The organism is Microbacterium immunditiarum (assembly GCF_013409785.1).
In the GTDB taxonomy this organism is placed as follows: Bacteria; Actinomycetota; Actinomycetes; order Actinomycetales; family Microbacteriaceae; genus Microbacterium; species Microbacterium immunditiarum.
On sequence record NZ_JACCBV010000001.1, the window covers coordinates 2,972,998 to 2,989,794 of the forward strand.

Here is a 16,797-nt window from a genome sequence, read left to right on the forward strand (position 1 = left end):
ACGGGGCGGCCGAGAGGGCCGCCCCGTCCGTTCGGTCAGTCGACGTCGGGCTGCTCGCCCGCGATCCCCGCCGGAGCGAGGTGCTGGTCGAACAGCGCCTGCCACACGTCGCCGCCGTCCGTGAACAGCTGGTTGATGTGGTCCTGCAGAGCGGTGTCACCCTTCGGGATGCCGACGCCGTAGCGCTCCTCACTGAAGGGCTCGCCCGCGATCTTGATCTCGTCGGGGCGCTGCGCGACGTACCCGGCGAGGATCGCCTCGTCGGTCGTGATCGCGTCCACCGATCCGGCGAGCAGCTGCTCGACGCACTGCGAGTACGTGTCGTACTCGACCGTGTCGCCGGGGTTGAACTCGTCGCGGATGCGCTGCAGCGGCGTCGAACCCGTCACCGAGCAGACGATCTTGCCTTCGAGGTCGTCTGGGCCGTTGATGTCCTCGTTGTCGGCCGCGACGAGCAGACCCTGACCCGTGATGAAGTACGGGCCGGCGAAGTCGATCTGCTCCTTGCGCTTGTCGGTGATCGAGTATGTGCCGACGTAGTAGTCGATGTCGCCGTTCACGAGCGCCTGCTCGCGGTTGGCCGACGGGATCGTCTGGTACTCGATCTGGTCCTCCGAGAACCCGAGGGACGCGGCGATCCACCGCGCGATGTCGACGTCGAAGCCGGTGCGCTCACCGGTCGTGGCGTCCTCGTAGCCGAGGCCGGGCTGGTCGTTCTTGACGCCGACCACGACGCCGCCGCGCTCGGTCATGGCGTCGAACGTCGGGCTGCCCTCGAGCGAGACATCCGTGGCGACCTCCCACAGGGCCTCGTCTCCGCCGGTGTCACCACCCGCGTCCGTCGAGGTGCCTCCCGGCGTGCCGGTGTTGCAGGCGGTGAGCGTCAGGGCGGCGATCGCGAGAGCGGCGCCGACGAAAATTCGTGACTTTCGCATGTGAGTTCTCCTGGGGTTTCCTTTTGGGTGCGTTTTCGTATCCGACGTTCGGGTCGTGCGGACTCCGCCGATGGTGGCGGGGTGGTGCTGCTGTGGGTTGATCCTTTCGTCGTTGGGTTCGCGTCAGTGCGTGATGAGCTTCGAGAGGAAGTCCTTCGCACGCGCGCTCTGGGGGTTCGTGAAGAACTCGTCGGGGGTCGCCTCTTCGACGATCTGTCCGTCAGCCATGAACACGACGCGATCGGCCGCCTTGCGGGCGAAGCCCATCTCGTGGGTGACCACGATCATCGTCATGCCCTCCTGCGCGAGGTTCACCATGACGTCGAGCACCTCGTTGATCATCTCGGGGTCGAGGGCGCTCGTCGGCTCGTCGAAGAGCATGACCTTCGGGTTCATCGCGAGAGCGCGCGCGATCGCGACGCGCTGCTGCTGACCGCCGGAGAGCTGCGCCGGCAGCTTCGACGCCTGCTGCGCCACCCCGACGCGCTCGAGCAGCGTCTGCGCTGCGCGCTCGGCATCCGCCTTCTTCACGCCCTTCACCCTGGTAGGCCCGAGAGTCACGTTGTCGAGGATCGTGAGGTGCGAGAAGAGGTTGAACGACTGGAAGACCATGCCCACGTCGGCGCGCAGCGCCGCGAGTGCCTTGCCCTCTTTCGGAAGCTCCTTGCCGTCGATCGTGATGGTGCCGCTCGTGATCGTCTCGAGTCGATTGATCGTGCGGCACAGCGTCGACTTGCCCGACCCCGAGGGCCCGATCACGACGACGACCTCGCCCCGGTTGACGGTGAGGTTGATGTCTTCGAGCGCCTGGAAGTCGCCGTAGTGCTTCTGCACATCGGTCATGACGACGAGGGGCTCACCCCTGCGGACGTTGATGTTCGAAGTCTGCGGCGCCGCTGCCGGCACGTCAGGTGTCGCCATGACCTTCACCCTATGGCGGTGGTCGGACACTGTACCAGTCGGGACGCGACCCTTTACCGATCTGTAACAGGTGCGAATCCGAGGCGTGACGGCGCTGCGCGGGTGCTCAGGCCTGCGCGCGCTGGGCGAAGGCCGTCTCGTAGAGGCACACGCTCGCGGCGGTCGCGAGGTTGAGCGACTCGGCCTCGCCGTAGATGGGGAGCCGCAGCGCGAGATCCGCAAGGGCGAGGGCCTCCTCGTCGAGCCCGCGCGCCTCATTGCCGAACAGCCACGCCGTGGGCTCCGCGAGCAGCCTCCGCGCCTCGAGGAAGTCCTCACCCCCGACATCCGCCGCGATGACCCGCACGCCGACCGCGTGGGCGCGCTCGACAGCGGTCGCGAGGTCGACGCCGACGGCGACCGGAAGGTGGAAGAGCGACCCCGTCGTCGCGCGCACGACCTTGGGGTTGTAGGGATCGACGGTGCGCCCCGTCAGCACGACCGCGTCGGCGCCGGCCGCGTCGGCGGCGCGGATGATCGTGCCGAGGTTGCCCGGGTCGCGCACCTCCTCGCAGATCGCGACGAGGCGCGGGGTAGAGGCGAACACCTCGCGCACTGACGTCGGCGATTGCCGTGCGACGGCGACGATCCCCTGCGGAGTCACGGTGTCGGCCATCGCGTCGAGGACGGCCTCGGTCGTGAAGACGATCTCGACGCCGGCGTCGCGCGCGGTGTCGCGCAGGTCGGGGTGACGCTCGAGCGCAGTAGGCGTCGCGAAGACCTCGACGAGCGTGTCGGGACGGTAGGCGAGCGCCTCCCGCGCGGCCTGCGGCCCCTCCAGGAGGAACAGCCCGGTCTCCTGACGGGCGCTGCGCTTGGTCAGCTTCGCGACCGCGCGCACGCGCGGCGAACGCGGGTTCTCGAGCACACGATCAGTGTATGGCCCGCCCCGGCCACGGCTGGGCGGCGGGGCATCCGTCACGCCTTGCCGGGCATGCGAAGAGGGCGCCCTCCGTACGGAGGACGCCCTCTTGAGAACCGGATGCAGCGTCAGGCGCTCTTCGGAGCGTTGACGTCGGCCGGCAGTGCCTTCTTGGCGGTCTCGACGAGCGACGCGAACGTCTTGGGCTCGTTCACCGCGAGCTCGGCGAGCATGCGGCGGTCGACCTGCACACCCGCGAGGCCGAGGCCCTGGATGAAGCGGTTGTACGTGATGCCGTTCTGACGCGCGGCGGCGTTGATGCGCTGGATCCACAGACGACGGAAGTCGCCCTTGCGCTTGCGGCGGTCGCGGTACGCGTAGACGAGCGAGTGTGTGACCTGCTCCTTCGCCTTGCGGTACAGGCGCGAACGCTGACCCCGGTAACCCGAGGCGCGCTCGAGGATGACGCGACGCTTCTTGTGGGCGTTGACAGCCCGCTTGACTCTAGCCATTTCGTTTCGTTCCTATTCGTGCGTCGGCGCGTCAGCGGCCGAGAAGCTTCTTCGCGACCTTCGCGTCGCCCTTGGCGAGGACCTGGTCCTGCGAGAGGCGGCGGGTGCGGCGGGTGGGCTTGCCCTCGAAGTTGTGGCGAAGGTTCGCCTGCTGCTTCATGAGTTTTCCGCTGCCGGTGACCTTGAAGCGCTTCTTGGCGCCGGAGTGGGTCTTCTGCTTCGGCATCTTCGTTCCTTATCGATTTCGCCCCGAGGGGCTTCGTGTGGCATCCCGCATCGCGGGAGTCAAATCCCGCGTGTGTGCGGGAGATCGTGGGGAGGCTGCTAGCTCTCGCCGGCCGCCTCGGTCTCGGCGGGCGCATCGCCGGCGCCGGTGCGGGCCGAACGGGCCGCCTCGCGGTTCGCCGCGCGCTGCGCGTTCTGCTCCGCCTTCGCCTCGGACTTGTTCTTGTGCGGGGCGATCACCATCACCATGTTGCGGCCGTCGATGGTCGGGTTGGACTCGACCGTGCCGAACTCGGCCACGTCTTCGGCGAACTTGCGCAGCAGGCGCACACCCTGCTCGGGACGCGACTGCTCGCGACCGCGGAACAGGATCATCGCCTTGACCTTGTCGCCGGCCTTCAGGAAGCCCTCGGCGCGCTTGAGCTTCGTGATGTAGTCGTGCGCTTCGATCTTCAGACGGAAGCGGACCTCCTTGAGGACCGTGTTCGCCTGGTTGCGACGCGCTTCCTTTGCCTTCTGCGCGGCCTCGTACTTGTACTTGCCGTAGTCCATGATCTTGACCACGGGAGGCCTCGAGTTCGGGGCGACCTCGACCAGGTCGAGATCCGCCTCCTGAGCCAGACGCTGCGCAACCTCGATGCGGACGATGCCGACCTGCTCGCCGTTGGGTCCGACGAGTCGGACCTCGGGCACACGGATGCGCTCGTTGGTGCGGGGATCGCTGATGCGGAACTCCTCTTCGTGCGGATGGATGGCACCGCGACACGGGTGTGTCGCGGGCGAAGAGTCTCACTCCACCCGGCGAGGCGCCGAAGCACCTGCTTGCTGCACCCTGATCCCAGATCGGGACTACCCCGTACGCCGTGCGGACGGGGCGGAGCGCGTGACCCGGTAGCCTGGAGCGGCAAGCGCGGGTGGGATGTGATCCTCTTTCGTTCCGGAGCAGATCACTCCGGAGCCCGCCAAAGTCTACCAGAGAGTGGCACGTGAGCACGATTCCGGATACCGGCGACAGCGCCCGACCGACCGAACAGAGCACCGACGCCGAGCGGCTCTCGCGCTGGGAGGAGCAGGAGCGGGTCGCGGCATCCGCCACCCGCGACATCGCGGACGTGCCGGCCGTCGAGGTCATCACGACGACAGCCGTGCACCTCATGAGCGCGGCCGCCGTGAAGGTCGGCCTCGCCGACGACCCCGCGTCGCAGCTCGACCTCGACGAGGCCCGCAAGCTCATCAACGCCCTCGCGGGCCTCATCACCGCCGGCGCGCCCGAGATCAGCGACATGCACGCGCGTTCGCTGCGCGACGGGCTCCGGTCGCTCCAGCTCGCGTTCCGCGAGGCATCCGTCATCCCCGACCCGATCGGCAAGGGCCCCGGCGAGAAGTGGACCGGCCCCGTCACCTAGCCGTGACGGCCGCGAGGCCCCGCCCGACGGCGTCGACCGTGCGCCGCACGGCCTCCGCGTCGGTGGCGAAGTTGCTCACGGCGAACCGCACGACCGTGCGTCCGCGCCACGTCGACGACGACGCCCAGATCGTCCCCTCCGCGCGCAGCCACTCCCCCAGTGCGGCGGTCGTCTCGTCGTCGCGTGCGGCGAGGCACACTTGCGTGAAGACGACGTCGTTGAGGACCTCGAGGCCCGGGATCGCCCGGAATCCGTCCGCGAGGGCGGATGCCGCATCCGCCAGCCCTTCGACGAGCCGGCGCACGCCGCTGCGCCCGAGCGACCGCAGTGCCGCCCACACCGTGACGCCGCGCGCGCGGCGGGAGAGCTCAGGGGTGCGGTCGTAGGGGTCGGAGATGCTCGCCACCGCCGGGAGGTACGCGGCGTGCGCGCCGAGCGCCGCCGTCATCGCGGCCTCGTCGCGCACGATCGCGACACCGCAGTCGTACGGCACGTTGAGCGTCTTGTGCGCGTCCGTCGCCCACGAGTCCGCCCCCGCGAGTCCGCGCACGAGGTGGGCGAAGCGCGGGCTGGCCGCGGCCCACAGCCCGAACGCGCCGTCGACGTGCACCCACGCCCCGGCGGCGTGCGCGACCTCGATCGCACGGACGAAGTCGTCGAACGCGCCGGAGTGCACGTCGCCCGCCTGCAGCGCGACGATGGTCGCGGCATCCGGATCCTCCGCGAGCGCCCGCTCGAGCCCGTCGAGGTCGATGCGCCCCTGGTCGTCGGCGCCCACGGTCTGAGGCGGACCGAGGCCCGCGAGGCGCCCGGCGAGCACCATCGAGGTGTGCACCTGGTCGCCCGCGAGGAACCGCACGCGCGGCGCCGCCTGCAGTCCGCCCGTCGCGATGTCGAAGCCCTTCGCGCGCAGCACCGCGTCGCGCGCCGCGATGACGCACGAGAAGTTCGCCATCGTGCCGCCCGTGACGAAGCCGACACCACTCTCGGCGGGTAGCCCGAGCAGCTCGAGGAGCCACGACGCGGCGACCTCCTCGACGGCCGCGACGGCAGGTGTCGTCTGGCGCGAGCCGTTGTTCTGGTCCCACGCCGACACCAGCCAGTCCGCCCCGAGTGCCGCGGGATACGCGCCGCCGATCACGAAGCCGAAGAACCGCGGCGAGCCCATCGCCATGAGTCCGTCGCCGGCCGCGGCCGCGAGCTCGTCGACGACTTCCCGCGCGGGAAGACCTTCGGCGGGCAGGTCCCGCCCGAGCCTCTCCTGCACGCCGTCGACGTCGATCTCGGGGCGCACCGGCCGCTCCGCCACCGATCCGAGCCACTCCAGCGCGTGACGGTGCGCGGCCTCGAGCGCGTCGCGGCGCTCGTCGTGGATGTCCCCCATGCTGCCCTCCGGTCCCCGATCCTTCGCCCCGCCCGGGCCGACCGCAAGAGGCCGCTTCGGGACGAGTGGTCAGGAGGAGCGGACGAGCTTGACCGTGAGCGAGTCGACGAGCACCGCGATGCGGTCGTCAGCGGCCCAGCGCTTCGCGAGGCGCTGCAGGACGGCGTCGAGCTCTTCCTGCGTGAGCCCGGCCATGAGGTGCAGGCGCACGATGAGCTCCTGTCCGCGCAGGCGTCCGGTCGGGTCGCCGGGCTGCACCGACAGATCGATCACCGCGAGCTCGCCCGCGATGCTCGCCTGGAGCGCTGTGTACACCTCGGGCGAGGTGAACGCCGGCTCCCACGGCTGTCCCTGCGCGATCGCCCACACCGCGGGGCGGCGGATGACGAACTCGGTCTCGGAGCCGGGATCGATCACGACGAGGTCGGTGTCGTCGGCGGATGCCGCGAGGGCGACACGCACGCCGTCGGCGGGCACGGGGCGCGCCGACGCGTCCCACCGCGACATCGTCCCGACCGACGTGAACACGGGGAGCACACGGCGCCCGTCAGGGGCTGCGACCGTCACGATCGACAGCTCCTGCGTCTTGTCGACGGTCAGCCCGGTGGGCCCGACGCCCTCGTCGCCCTTCTCGGCGATGAGCGGGATCAGCAGCCGCGCGCTGCGGAACGCGTCGACGATCGCGACCTGGTCGCCCGACCCTTCGCGAAAGGCCACGAGCGCCGCGAGCAGCGCGGGATCGGCGGAGCCGTCGTCCCCTGAGTGCGGGTTGGGCTGGAAGCTGCGACCCTGCCAGGGAACCCCGGCCGAGTCGGCGGCGCTGCCGTGCGGGTCCTGGCCTCCGTGGGCGTGGTCGCCCGCGTGGCGGTGGTCGCCGCCGTGGCGGTGGTCGCCGCCGTGGCGGTGGTCGCCGCCGCGGGGGTCGTCGCCGTCGTGGGCGTGATCAGCCGCCGGCGACATCCAGCGCCTCGGTGAGGGTGAAGGCGCCCGTGTACAGGGCCTTCCCGACGATAGCGCCCTCGACGCCGAGCGGCACGAGCTCGCGCAGGGCCGCGATGTCGTCGAGGCTCGAGACCCCGCCCGACGCGACGATGGGCTTGGGGGTGCGCGAGGTGATCTCGCGCAGGAGGTCGAGGTTCGGTCCGCGCAGCGTGCCGTCCTTCGTGACATCCGTCACGACATAGCGGCTGCAGCCGGCCTCCTCGAGACGCTTGAGCACGGTCCACAGATCGCCGCCCTCGCGCGTCCAGCCGCGCGCTGCGAGCGTCGTGCCCCGCACGTCGAGGCCGACCGCGACGACGTCGCCGTAGCGGCTGATGACGTCGGCCGCCCACTCGGGGTTCTCCAGGGCGGCGGTTCCGAGGTTGATGCGCGCGGCGCCGATCTCGAGCGCGGTCTCGAGCGAGCGGTCGTCACGGATGCCGCCCGAGAGCTCGACCTGCACGCCCTTGACCTGGCGGATGACTTTGCGCAGGACGCTCGAGTTGCTGCCGCGGCCGAACGCCGCGTCGAGGTCGACGAGGTGGATCCACTTCGCACCCTGGCGAGCCCACTGCTCGGCGGCGTCGACGGGGTCGCCGAAGCTCGACTCGGTGCCGGCCTCCCCTTGCGTCAGTCGCACCGCCTTGCCGTCGGCGACGTCGACGGCGGGAAGCAGGATCAGTTCGGGCGTTGACGCGAAATCGTTCATGGCTCCTCGTGCGGGCGACGGGTGCGGGGCGAGCGCGAAAGGGCTGCCCCCGGTGGGCACGAGGTCAAAGGCTACGCCCGCCCAGCCCGCCGATCCAATTGGAGAGGAGACGGATGCCTGCTGCCCCCGACTTCTCGGGGTGGAACTGCGTCGCCGACAGCGGCCCGTTCTCGACCGCGGCGAGGAACGGCTGCCGCCCGTACGAGCACCACGTGAGGATGGGCTGCGGGAAGGGCGCCTGCGGCTCCATCGACCAGTGCTGTGCGCCGAAGGAGTGGACGAAGTAGAACCGCTCGTTCTCGATGCCGCGGAACAGCCGCGTGCCCTCGCCGGCCTCGACCGTGTCCCAGCCCATGTGCGGAAGCACCGGTGCGTCGAGCTCGGTCACGGCGCCCGGCCACTCGCCCATGCCCTCGGTGTCGGCGCCGCGCTCGACGCCGTGCTCGAACAGCACTTGCATGCCGACGCAGATGCCGAGCACGGGACGCCCGCCCGCGAGGCGACGGCCGATGAGCTCATCGCCGCGCTGCGCGCGGAGCGCGTCCATCACCGCGCGGAACGCACCGACGCCGGGCACGACGAGCCCGTCGGCGTCGAGGATGACGCCGCGGTCGGACGTCAGCCGGGCATCCGCCCCCGCCGCCTGCAATGCCTTCACGGCGGAGTGGACATTGCCCGAGCCGTAATCGAGGACCGCGACCAGGGGTCGGTCGGTCACAGCGCGCCCTTCGTGCTCGGAATACCCTCCACGCTCGGGTCGAGCGCCTTGGCCTGGCGGAATGCCCGCGCGAACGCCTTGAACTCGGCTTCGGCGATGTGGTGCGGGTCGCGCCCGCCGAGCACCGTCACATGGACGGTGAGTGCCGCGTTGAACGCGATCGCCTCGAACGCGTGACGCACGAGCGAGCCCGTGAAGTGGCCGCCGATGAGGTGGAGCTCGAAGCCCGCCGGCTCGCCGGCGTGGACGAGGTACGGGCGGCCGCTGATGTCGACCACGGCCTGCGCGAGAGCCTCGTCGAGCGGCACGAGAGCGTCGCCGTACCGGGCGATCCCGGACTTGTCGCCGAGCGCCTGCCGGATCGCCTGGCCGAGCACGATCGATACGTCCTCGACGGTGTGGTGCACGTCGATCTCGGTGTCGCCCGAGGCGCGCACGGTGAGGTCGGTGAGCGAGTGCTTGGCGAACGCCGTCAGCATGTGGTCGAAGAACGGGACGGTCGTGTCGATGCGGCTGCGGCCGGTGCCGTCGAGGTCGAGCTCGAGCTCGACGGTCGATTCGCTCGTCGCGCGACGCAGCGAGGCGGTGCGGTTTGCTGCGCCGGTCATGAGGCCGATCCTACCGAGGCCAGGGCATCGAGGAACGCGGTCGTCTCGTCTTCGGTGCCCGCCGTCACGCGCAGGTGGTGCGGGATTCCGACGTCGCGCACGAGGATGCCGCGCTCGTACAGCGCGTGCCATGTCGCTGCGCTGTCTTCGACCCCGTTGAAGAGGACGAAGTTGGTCCACGACTCGTACGGGCGATAGCCGAGCGCCTCGACGGTCGCCGAGATGCGGTCGCGCTGCGCGACGATCTCGTCGACCATGCGGAGCATCGTCGGGGCGTGGTGGAGCGCCGCCGTCGCGGCCGCCTGGGTGAGGGCGCTCAGGTGATACGGAAGGCGTACGAGGCGGAGCGCGTCGATGAACGCGGGATCGGCGGCGAGATAGCCGACGCGGGCGCCCGCGAACGCGAACGCCTTGCTCATCGTGCGCGAGACGACGAGCCGCTCTCGACCCGGCAGCAGAGTGAGCGCGGACCGCTCGTCGTGCGGCGCGAATTCCTGGTACGCCTCGTCGACGATGACGATGCCGTCTGTCGCGTCGTAGACCGCCTCGACCACGTCGAGCGGAAGGGGCGTGCCCGTGGGGTTGTTCGGGGCGCACAGGAAGACGACATCGGGCGCCGCGGCCTCGACCTGTGACGCGGCGTCGGCGGGGTCGAGGGTGAAGTCGTGGCCACGCGTGCCCGCCGTCCAGGTGGCGCCGGTGCCGCGCGTGATGATCGGGTACATCGAGTACGTCGGGGCGAAGCTGAAGGCCGTGCGCCCCGGACCGCCGAACGCCTGCAGGATGTGCTGCAGCACCTCGTTCGAGCCGTTGGCGGCCCAGATCTGATCGCGTGTGAGGCCGTGCCCGAGGTAGTCGGCGAACGCCTCGCGAAGCGGCGTGAACTCGCGGTCGGGGTACCGGTTGACATCGCGCAGCGCACGGGCGACCGAGTCGAGGATGTCGTCGGCGACCTCTTGCGGGACGGGGTGCGTGTTCTCGTTGACGTTCAGCGCCACCGGAAGCGGCGCCTGCGGCGCGCCGTACGGCTTCTGGCCGCGGAGGTCGTCACGTAGAGGGAGGTCATCGAGGCTGGCGCTCACCCGTCCCATCGTAGAGCGCGCGCGTCAAGGCGCCGTCGCGTACTGAGCCGGGATGGCCAGTTCCTGCCCCGCGGAGATGACCACGCCGTCGAGCGCGTTCAGCCGCACGATCGCGTCGACGACGTCGCGCGGGTCGGCGCTGGGCGCGATCTCCAGGGCGATCGCCCACAGCGTGTCGCCCGGCTCGACCGTGACTGTCGCGAACCCGCCGGCAGGCACCCCTTCGTCGCGCGACGCGAGCGCGGAGCCCCCGCCGATGATCGCGAATGCGAGGGCGATGACCGCGGGCAGCGCGGCGAGCGTCGCGAGGACCCGGCGACCGCGCACTGTGAGGCGCAGGCGCGTGACAGGAGCTGCGGGTGCGGGAACGGTGATCGCGCTCATGGGTCCTCCTGTGCGGTGGGAAGAGATTCGCATCCGACACTCGGCCGGGAGGGCCGGATGCGAATCTCTGTACCGAACGTATCTTCGATGCTGTAGTGTGTCAAGTGCGGTGTCGAGGCCGGATCGTTCGAAAGACGACACGCCCGCCACGTGTCCGGCGAACACGTCGCAACCGGATACGGTTTCGACAAGAGCACCCCACCACAGGGCTCCGACATTCGAATACCGCTGCACCCCGCGATGCAGGCCGAGCGCGTGAGACAGGAGCACGAAGATGACCGACGCGACCACCGGGCGCGAGAAGCCCCAGACGCGCCGCCGCAAGAGCCTGAGCGAGAAGCAGCTCGCGATCCTCGAGGTGATCCAGCGATCGATCGCCCGCCACGGCTACCCGCCGAGCATGCGCGAGATCGGCGACGCCGTGGGGCTGAAGTCGCTTTCGAGCGTGACCCACCAGCTCAACCAGCTCGAGCTGAGCGGCTACCTGCGGCGCGACGCCGGCAAGACCCGCGCGCTCGAAGTGCTCATCGATCTGCCCGGCACCGCCGCCGAGAACCCGGCGGACACAGCTCCCCCGGTCGGCGACGCGGCGCTCGTGCCTCTCGTCGGCCGCATCGCCGCGGGCGTGCCCATCACCGCCGATCAGCAGATCGAAGAGATCTTCCCCCTCCCCCGCCAGCTCGTCGGCAAGGGCGATCTGTTCATGCTCAAGGTCAGCGGCGACTCGATGCTCGACGCCGCGATCTGCGACGGCGACTGGGTGGTCGTCCGCTCGCAGAACACCGCTGAGAACGGAGACATCGTCGCCGCCATGCTCGACGGCGAGGCCACCGTCAAGACCTTCCGCCGCCGCGACGGCCACACGTGGCTGCTCCCCCGGAACTCCGCGTTCGAACCCATCCTCGGCGACGAGGCCGTCGTGCTCGGCAAGGTCGTCGCGGTGCTGCGAGCCGTCTGACCTACGGAGGCGATCCCCTCACCCTCTCGGGGTGTCACGCGTGCGGCACCGCGCGGCGGCCGCTAGTGTGAGCCTCGTCGGCCGCGCCCACGCACAGGCGCGGTCCGCCGGGCGGGGTTCTCGCGTCCGACACGGCGCGGGCAGCCGAGAGGTGGGTGGGACCGTGGCATCCGACGTCGACGACCTGCGCGCGCAGCTCGAAGAGCTTCGCCGTGAGAACGAGCGGCTGCGCGAGCAGCGCACCGAGCCCGTCGAACCGCTGGCCGCGGCATCCGACACCGCCCCGCCGCGTCGTCGCAACGGCTGGCGCGCGATCGTCTCGGCGCTGTGCATCGTCATCGCCGGGATCCTCGTGCCCGTCACGATCGTGTCGACGTGGACGCGCGCCCAGCTCGTCGACGAGGCGACCTTCGTGCAGACCTTCGCGCCTCTCGCCGACGACCCCGGCGTTCAGGAGCTCGTCATCGAGCAGTCGACCTCGGCGATCAACGAGTCGCTCGACGTCGAGTCGTTCACCGACGACCTGTTCGACGGCTTGGCGCGGCTGGATCTGCCGCCCGCGGCGCTGCGCGCACTCGAGCTCCTGCGCACACCGGCCGCGTCCGGCCTGCAGGGACTCATCGAGAGCACGGTCACGCGCGTCGTCGAGTCAGATGCCTTCGCCGAGGTGTGGCAGCGCGCCCTGATCGCGAGCCACCGCGCGCTCGTCGCGGCCGCGACCGGCGACGGCTCGGGCGTCGTGACGATCGACGAGGCGGGTGTCCTCGGGATCCAGCTCGGCCCCATCGTCGAGGAGCTCAAGCAGCGGCTCGTCGACCGCGGAATCGGTCTCGCCGAGGCGATCCCCGCCGTCGACCGCACGATCGTGATCGCGCAGTCCGACGCACTTCCGCTCGTCATCGCGATCTACAACATCGCCGTCACGGTCGGCTGGTGGCTGCCGCTCATCGCGCTCGCGCTGTTCGTCGTCGGGATCCTCGTGGCGCGCCGCCGCTCCACGGCGCTGCTCGGAACGGGCGTCGCGCTCGCGCTCGGAGGCGCGGCGCTCGTGATCGCGCTCGGCGCCGCCCGCGCGATCCTCTCTCTCAACGCGCCCGCGCTCGGCGTCGCGCCCGCGACGACCGACTCGATCTTCTTCGTCGTGGCGGGTGCGATGCGCGACACCGCGATCGTCGCGACGTTCCTCGGCGTCGTCATCGCGATCGCCGCGTGGCTCGGCGGCCGGTGGGAGCCCGCGGTCCGTGTCCGGACCCTCGCGGGTTCGCTCACCGGCAATGCGCGGGCAGGGCTGCGCCGCTGGGGCTTCGACTCAGGTGCGTTCGGCGACTGGATGCACCGCCAGCGCCTGCTCGTGCGCATCGTGATCCTGGTGCTCGCGATCGTGCTGCTCTTCGCGCTCCGGCCGCTGTCGGTCGGCGACATCGTCCTCGCGGTCGTGCTCGCGCTCATCGTGTGGCTCATCGCGGAGCTCCTCCAGCGCGAGCCCGTCGCGAGCACGACAGCCGCGGAGGACGAATCAGCGGATGCCGCGACCGCAGCCGCGGCATCCGCCGTCGTCGAACACGACGAGCCCGTCGAGCCCGTCGAACCGCCCTCTACCCGCTGACCCGCACGGGACCCGCGATCCCCGCCCGCTCGCGCACGAGCCGCGTCGCCTCGACGAGGTTCTGCAGCGACAGCACCGTCTCGCGGTAGGCGCGCGTCTTGAGCCCGCAGTCGGGGTTGACCCACACCTGCGACAGCGGCACGTGCTCGAGCGTGCGCTCGATGAGCGCCACGAGCTCCGCCACCGGGGGCACGCGCGGCGAGTGGATGTCGTACACGCCCGGCCCGATCCCGAGCTCGAAGCCGGACTCGCCGAGGTCGCCGAGCAGCTCGCCGCGGCTGCGCGCCGCCTCGATCGACGTGACGTCGGCGTCGAGCGCCGCGATCGCGTCGATGACGTCCGCGAACTCGGAGTAGCAGAGGTGCGTGTGCACCTGCGTGGCATCCGCCGCTCCTCCGGTCGCGAGCCGGAACGCGCGCACCGACCAGTCGAGGTAGTCGGACTGCGCCCCCCGCGACAGGGGCAGCAGCTCGCGCAACGCGGGCTCGTCGACCTGGACGATCCGGATGCCCGCGGCCTCGAGATCGCGGATCTCGTCGCGCAGCGCGAGCGCGACCTGGGTCGCGGTGTCGCGCAGCGGCTGGTCGTCGCGGACGAAAGACCACGCGAGGATCGTGACAGGACCCGTCAGCATGCCCTTGACCGGCTTCTCGGTGAGCGACTGCGCGAAGCGCGACCAGTCCACCGTGATGGGCGCGGGCCGGGTCACGTCGCCCCACAGGATCGACGGACGGGTCACCCGCGAGCCGTACGACTGCACCCAGCCGTGCCGGGTCACCGCGAAGCCGTCGAGATGCTCCGCGAAGTACTGCACCATGTCGTTGCGCTCCGGCTCGCCGTGCACGAGCACGTCGAGGCCGAGCTCCTCCTGCAGCCCCACGACCGTCGTGATCTCGAGCCGGAGGAGCTCTTCGTACTCCGCCTGGCTCAGCTCGCCGCGGTCGCGCCGCCCGCGGAGCCGCCGGATCTCGGCGGTCTGCGGGAACGACCCGATCGTGGTGGTCGGCAGCAGCGGCAGGTCGAGCTCATCCTCCTGCAGGGCACGGCGCCGCGCGGCATCCGTGCGACCGAACGCGTCCTCTGCGAGCCCGGCGACGCGCGAGCGAACCGCCTCGTCGCGCACACCTGGCGCGGCACGGCGGTCGGCGAGGGCGGCGGATGCCTCGGCCAGCGTCGGCTCGATCGCCGTCCGCCCTTCGGCGAGGCCCCGCGCGAGCGTCGCCACCTGCGCGACCTTCTGGTCGGCGAACGCGAGCCACGACACGAGCCGCGGGTCGAGGCCCGTCTCGTCGGCGATGTCGTGCGGCACGTGCTGCAGCGACGTGGAGGTGCCGACGGCGGTGTGCGCCCCGACGCCCCGCAGCGACTCGAGCGACGACCATGCCGCGTCGAGGTCGCCGCGCCACACGTTGCGTCCGTCCACGACGCCGCCCACGAGGGTCTTCCCCTCGAGACCGGACGTCGGCAGCGGCACGACCCCGCGCACGAGGTCGAGCGCGATCGCCTCGACGGGCGCGGCGGCGAGCGCCCGCCACGCGTCCTGGCCGAGCTGTCCGTACGGGGCCGCGACGAGGATCGACGGGCGTCGCGGCGCACTTCCGAGCGCGCGATAGGCAACGGATGCCGCAGCCGCGAGCTCGACCGCGGACACGGGCAGGCTCTCACTCACGAGCGCCGGCTCGTCCAGCTGGACCCAGTCGACGCCCGCCTCGCGCAGGTCGGCGAGCAGGCTGACGTAGGCGCCGACGACGGACTCGAGCCGGTCGATCGGGCGGAAGACGGGAACGTCCGCCCCGCCGGGGCGGAGGGCCGCGGCATCCGTCGCCTTCGACAGCGCGAGGAGCGTCACCGGGCCGACGAGGACCGGCCTGGTGATGAACCCGTCGGCTCGCGCCTCGGCGAACTGGCGCACGAGGCGAGCCGACGACGGCGCGAACACCGTATCGGGCCCGATCTCGGGTACGAGGTAGTGGTAGTTCGTGTCGAACCACTTCGTGAGCTCGAGCGGCGGCTGGTCGCCCGAGCCGCGCGCGGCGGCGAAGGTCGCGGCCAGGCCCACCGAGCCGTCGGGCTCGCGCAGTTCGTCGAAGCGGGCCGGCAGCGCGCCGACCGCGAGCGCCGCGTCGAGCACCTGGTCGTACAGCGAGAACGACTCCGGGATCGACGAGTCGTCGCGGCCGAGGCCGAGTCCGACCAGCCGCTCGCGCGTCGCGCGGCGCAGCTCGGCGGTGCGGGCCTCGAGCTCCGCGTCGTCGATCTCACCGGCCCAGTGGGCCTCGAGCGCGCGCTTGAGCTCGCGGCGGCGTCCGATGCGGGGATAGCCGAGGATCGTCCCGGCGGGGAATGCGCTCATCGTGCGGTCTCCTTCTCGTGGGTGGGGATGCCGGCCTCGCGGATGACCGCGAGCACCGTGTCGTGGACGTTGAAGGCGTAGAGGTGGATTCCGGGTGCGCCGCCCGCGACGAGCTCGCGCGCGAGGCGCGCGGCGTGGGCGATGCCCGCCTCGCGGCGGCTCTCGTCGTCGGGGGCGAGCGCGAGCTCGAGGGCGAGGTCGGCGGGCTCGGCCTCCCCCGTGAGCTCGAGCACGCGGCGCAGCCGCGCGGGAGACGTGACGGGCATGATGCCCGGGAGGATCGGGATGCGCACGCCCGCCTCGCGTGCGCGGTCGGCGAACGAAAGGTGGTCGTCCGCGCGGAACACCACTTGGGTGATCGCGAACGTCGCACCCGCCGCCTGCTTCTCGAGCAGGGTGTCGATGTCGTGACGCGGATGCCGCGACCGCGGATGCCCGTTGGGAAACGCCGCGACGGCGAGTGCGGGCGCACCCGGTCCGTCGTGGATGCCGCGCTCCGCGCGCACCCGGCGGATGAGCCGCACGAGGTCGGCCGCGCGCGTGAGCTCGCCGAGGAACGCGTCGTCTTCGCCGAGGCCGGCCGGTGGGTCGCCGCGCAGCGCGAGGAAGCGGTCGATGCCGGCGTCGAGGAACTGGCGCACGAGCGCCTCGGCCCGCGCGGTCGTGCTGCCGACGCACGTGAGGTGGGCGAGCGGCTCGACGTCCGTCGTCTCGCGGATGTACCGCAGCAGCTCAAGCGAACGGCCGCCGGTCGAGCCGCCCGCGCCGAAGGTCACCGAGATGAAGCGGGGGCCGGCATCGGCGAGGCGGCGGACCGACTCGTGCAGTGCGGCCGCGGCATCCGGTGTGCGCGGCGGATAGACCTCGAACGAGAACGGCACAGCACCGGGTCGGTCGGTGAAGAGGCTCGAGCTGACGGTCATGACGGACTCTCGGACAGGGACGGTTTCAGTGGCCTGGTGGCCGCAGGTCTCGCGCATGCCTCTGGGGCATGTCGATCTCGGCGGGCGGGTGCCGGGCTCGGCTGTCGCTCCCTGCCCGGTCAGCGCCGGGCATGTGCGAGCACGATATCCGCCCCGCGCACCGCTCCGCCGGGATGTGTCGGCGTATTGCC

The 16,797-nt window shown here is 71.3% G+C and carries 18 protein-coding genes; 3 read left to right on the forward strand and 15 right to left on the reverse strand.

The features are described 5' to 3' along the window. Positions 1–35: 35 nt before the first annotated feature. The 6 genes from BJ991_RS13880 to infC all read right to left on the reverse strand — a co-directional run bounded on the left by BJ991_RS13880 (position 36) and on the right by infC (position 4,187). The gene (locus BJ991_RS13880) at positions 36–935 is read right to left on the reverse strand and encodes a glutamate ABC transporter substrate-binding protein (RefSeq protein ID WP_179490907.1); all 900 of its coding nucleotides are present in this window, start codon (positions 933–935) and stop codon (positions 36–38) included. Between the two features lie 123 nt (positions 936–1,058). Beyond that, positions 1,059–1,778, reverse strand: a complete 720-nt coding sequence (locus tag BJ991_RS13885; RefSeq protein ID WP_246301394.1) for an amino acid ABC transporter ATP-binding protein — start codon at positions 1,776–1,778, stop codon at positions 1,059–1,061. Between the two features lie 184 nt (positions 1,779–1,962). Next, positions 1,963–2,763, reverse strand: a complete 801-nt coding sequence (locus tag BJ991_RS13890; RefSeq protein ID WP_179490911.1) for a TrmH family RNA methyltransferase — start codon at positions 2,761–2,763, stop codon at positions 1,963–1,965. A gap of 122 nt (positions 2,764–2,885) precedes the next feature. Next, positions 2,886–3,269 (reverse strand): 50S ribosomal protein L20, encoded by a 384-nt coding sequence (gene rplT, locus BJ991_RS13895; protein WP_179490913.1) that lies wholly within the window; start codon positions 3,267–3,269, stop codon positions 2,886–2,888. Between the two features lie 31 nt (positions 3,270–3,300). Continuing rightward, entirely contained in the window at positions 3,301–3,495 is a 195-nt protein-coding gene (gene rpmI / locus BJ991_RS13900) for a 50S ribosomal protein L35 (protein WP_179490915.1), read from the reverse strand. Between the two features lie 98 nt (positions 3,496–3,593). Next, positions 3,594–4,187, reverse strand: coding sequence for a translation initiation factor IF-3 (gene infC, locus BJ991_RS13905; RefSeq protein ID WP_343048773.1), 594 nt, complete (start codon positions 4,185–4,187; stop codon positions 3,594–3,596). A gap of 293 nt (positions 4,188–4,480) precedes the next feature. Between infC and BJ991_RS13910 the strand changes: the two genes are divergently transcribed. Continuing rightward, the gene (locus BJ991_RS13910) at positions 4,481–4,900 is read left to right on the forward strand and encodes a DUF1844 domain-containing protein (protein WP_343048774.1); all 420 of its coding nucleotides are present in this window, start codon (positions 4,481–4,483) and stop codon (positions 4,898–4,900) included. Here BJ991_RS13910 and BJ991_RS13915 read toward each other — a convergent pair. The 7 genes from BJ991_RS13915 to BJ991_RS13945 form a co-directional block, all read right to left on the reverse strand. Further along, a complete protein-coding gene (locus BJ991_RS13915; protein ID WP_179490917.1) occupies positions 4,893–6,284 on the reverse strand; it encodes a pyridoxal phosphate-dependent decarboxylase family protein in 1,392 nt (463 codons plus the stop codon). The two genes, BJ991_RS13910 and BJ991_RS13915, sit on opposite strands and share 8 nt — an antisense overlap. Positions 6,285–6,353: 69 nt before the next feature. Then, positions 6,354–7,244 carry an SseB family protein gene (locus BJ991_RS13920; RefSeq protein WP_179490919.1) on the reverse strand — a complete coding sequence of 297 codons (891 nt, stop codon included), beginning with the start codon at positions 7,242–7,244 and terminating at the stop codon, positions 6,354–6,356. Then, entirely contained in the window at positions 7,228–7,974 is a 747-nt protein-coding gene (priA, locus tag BJ991_RS13925; protein WP_179490922.1) for a bifunctional 1-(5-phosphoribosyl)-5-((5-phosphoribosylamino)methylideneamino)imidazole-4-carboxamide isomerase/phosphoribosylanthranilate isomerase PriA, read from the reverse strand. Before priA ends, BJ991_RS13920 begins: the two co-directional genes overlap by 17 nt. 64 nt (positions 7,975–8,038) lie before the next feature. Continuing rightward, positions 8,039–8,692: an imidazole glycerol phosphate synthase subunit HisH gene (gene hisH, locus BJ991_RS13930; protein WP_179490924.1), complete on the reverse strand. Its 654-nt coding sequence runs from the start codon at positions 8,690–8,692 to the stop codon at positions 8,039–8,041. After that, entirely contained in the window at positions 8,689–9,300 is a 612-nt protein-coding gene (gene hisB / locus BJ991_RS13935; protein WP_179490926.1) for an imidazoleglycerol-phosphate dehydratase HisB, read from the reverse strand. The genes hisH and hisB overlap by 4 nt, the downstream gene beginning before the upstream one ends. Further along, positions 9,297–10,391 carry a histidinol-phosphate transaminase gene (locus tag BJ991_RS13940; RefSeq protein ID WP_179490928.1) on the reverse strand — a complete coding sequence of 365 codons (1,095 nt, stop codon included), beginning with the start codon at positions 10,389–10,391 and terminating at the stop codon, positions 9,297–9,299. The genes hisB and BJ991_RS13940 overlap by 4 nt, the downstream gene beginning before the upstream one ends. A gap of 15 nt (positions 10,392–10,406) precedes the next feature. After that, on the reverse strand, positions 10,407–10,766 hold the full coding sequence (locus tag BJ991_RS13945; protein ID WP_179490930.1) for a LysM peptidoglycan-binding domain-containing protein: 360 nt from the start codon (positions 10,764–10,766) through the stop codon (positions 10,407–10,409). A 274-nt stretch (positions 10,767–11,040) separates the two neighbouring features. Here BJ991_RS13945 and lexA point away from each other — a divergent pair, with 274 nt between their 5' ends. Together lexA and BJ991_RS13955 are read left to right on the forward strand one after the other, a co-directional pair. Then, positions 11,041–11,724 (forward strand): transcriptional repressor LexA, encoded by a 684-nt coding sequence (gene lexA, locus BJ991_RS13950; protein WP_179490932.1) that lies wholly within the window; start codon positions 11,041–11,043, stop codon positions 11,722–11,724. A gap of 163 nt (positions 11,725–11,887) precedes the next feature. Next, complete coding sequence (locus BJ991_RS13955; protein WP_179490934.1) at positions 11,888–13,330, forward strand: hypothetical protein; 1,443 nt, start codon at positions 11,888–11,890, stop codon at positions 13,328–13,330. On the opposite strand, the gene metE is transcribed toward BJ991_RS13955, so the two are convergent. Further along, a complete protein-coding gene (metE, locus tag BJ991_RS13960; protein WP_179490936.1) occupies positions 13,320–15,683 on the reverse strand; it encodes a 5-methyltetrahydropteroyltriglutamate--homocysteine S-methyltransferase in 2,364 nt (787 codons plus the stop codon). The two genes, BJ991_RS13955 and metE, sit on opposite strands and share 11 nt — an antisense overlap. After that, positions 15,680–16,606: a methylenetetrahydrofolate reductase gene (locus BJ991_RS13965; protein ID WP_179490938.1), complete on the reverse strand. Its 927-nt coding sequence runs from the start codon at positions 16,604–16,606 to the stop codon at positions 15,680–15,682. Before BJ991_RS13965 ends, metE begins: the two co-directional genes overlap by 4 nt. Between the last annotated feature and the right edge of the window lie 191 nt (positions 16,607–16,797).

Coding starts and splice junctions, on each gene's coding strand:
- BJ991_RS13880 (WP_179490907.1), bottom strand. CDS start 935: ATGCGAAAGTCACGAATTTTCGTCGGCGCCGCTCTCGCGATCGCCGCC.
- BJ991_RS13885 (WP_246301394.1), bottom strand. CDS start 1,778: ATGACCGATGTGCAGAAGCACTACGGCGACTTCCAGGCGCTCGAAGAC.
- rplT (WP_179490913.1), bottom strand. CDS start 3,269: ATGGCTAGAGTCAAGCGGGCTGTCAACGCCCACAAGAAGCGTCGCGTC.
- rpmI (WP_179490915.1), bottom strand. CDS start 3,495: ATGCCGAAGCAGAAGACCCACTCCGGCGCCAAGAAGCGCTTCAAGGTC.
- BJ991_RS13915 (WP_179490917.1), bottom strand. CDS start 6,284: ATGGGGGACATCCACGACGAGCGCCGCGACGCGCTCGAGGCCGCGCAC.
- BJ991_RS13920 (WP_179490919.1), bottom strand. CDS start 7,244: ATGTCGCCGGCGGCTGATCACGCCCACGACGGCGACGACCCCCGCGGC.
- priA (WP_179490922.1), bottom strand. CDS start 7,974: ATGAACGATTTCGCGTCAACGCCCGAACTGATCCTGCTTCCCGCCGTC.
- hisB (WP_179490926.1), bottom strand. CDS start 9,300: ATGACCGGCGCAGCAAACCGCACCGCCTCGCTGCGTCGCGCGACGAGC.
- BJ991_RS13940 (WP_179490928.1), bottom strand. CDS start 10,391: ATGGGACGGGTGAGCGCCAGCCTCGATGACCTCCCTCTACGTGACGAC.
- BJ991_RS13945 (WP_179490930.1), bottom strand. CDS start 10,766: ATGAGCGCGATCACCGTTCCCGCACCCGCAGCTCCTGTCACGCGCCTG.
- lexA (WP_179490932.1), top strand. CDS start 11,041: ATGACCGACGCGACCACCGGGCGCGAGAAGCCCCAGACGCGCCGCCGC.
- metE (WP_179490936.1), bottom strand. CDS start 15,683: ATGAGCGCATTCCCCGCCGGGACGATCCTCGGCTATCCCCGCATCGGA.
- BJ991_RS13965 (WP_179490938.1), bottom strand. CDS start 16,606: ATGACCGTCAGCTCGAGCCTCTTCACCGACCGACCCGGTGCTGTGCCG.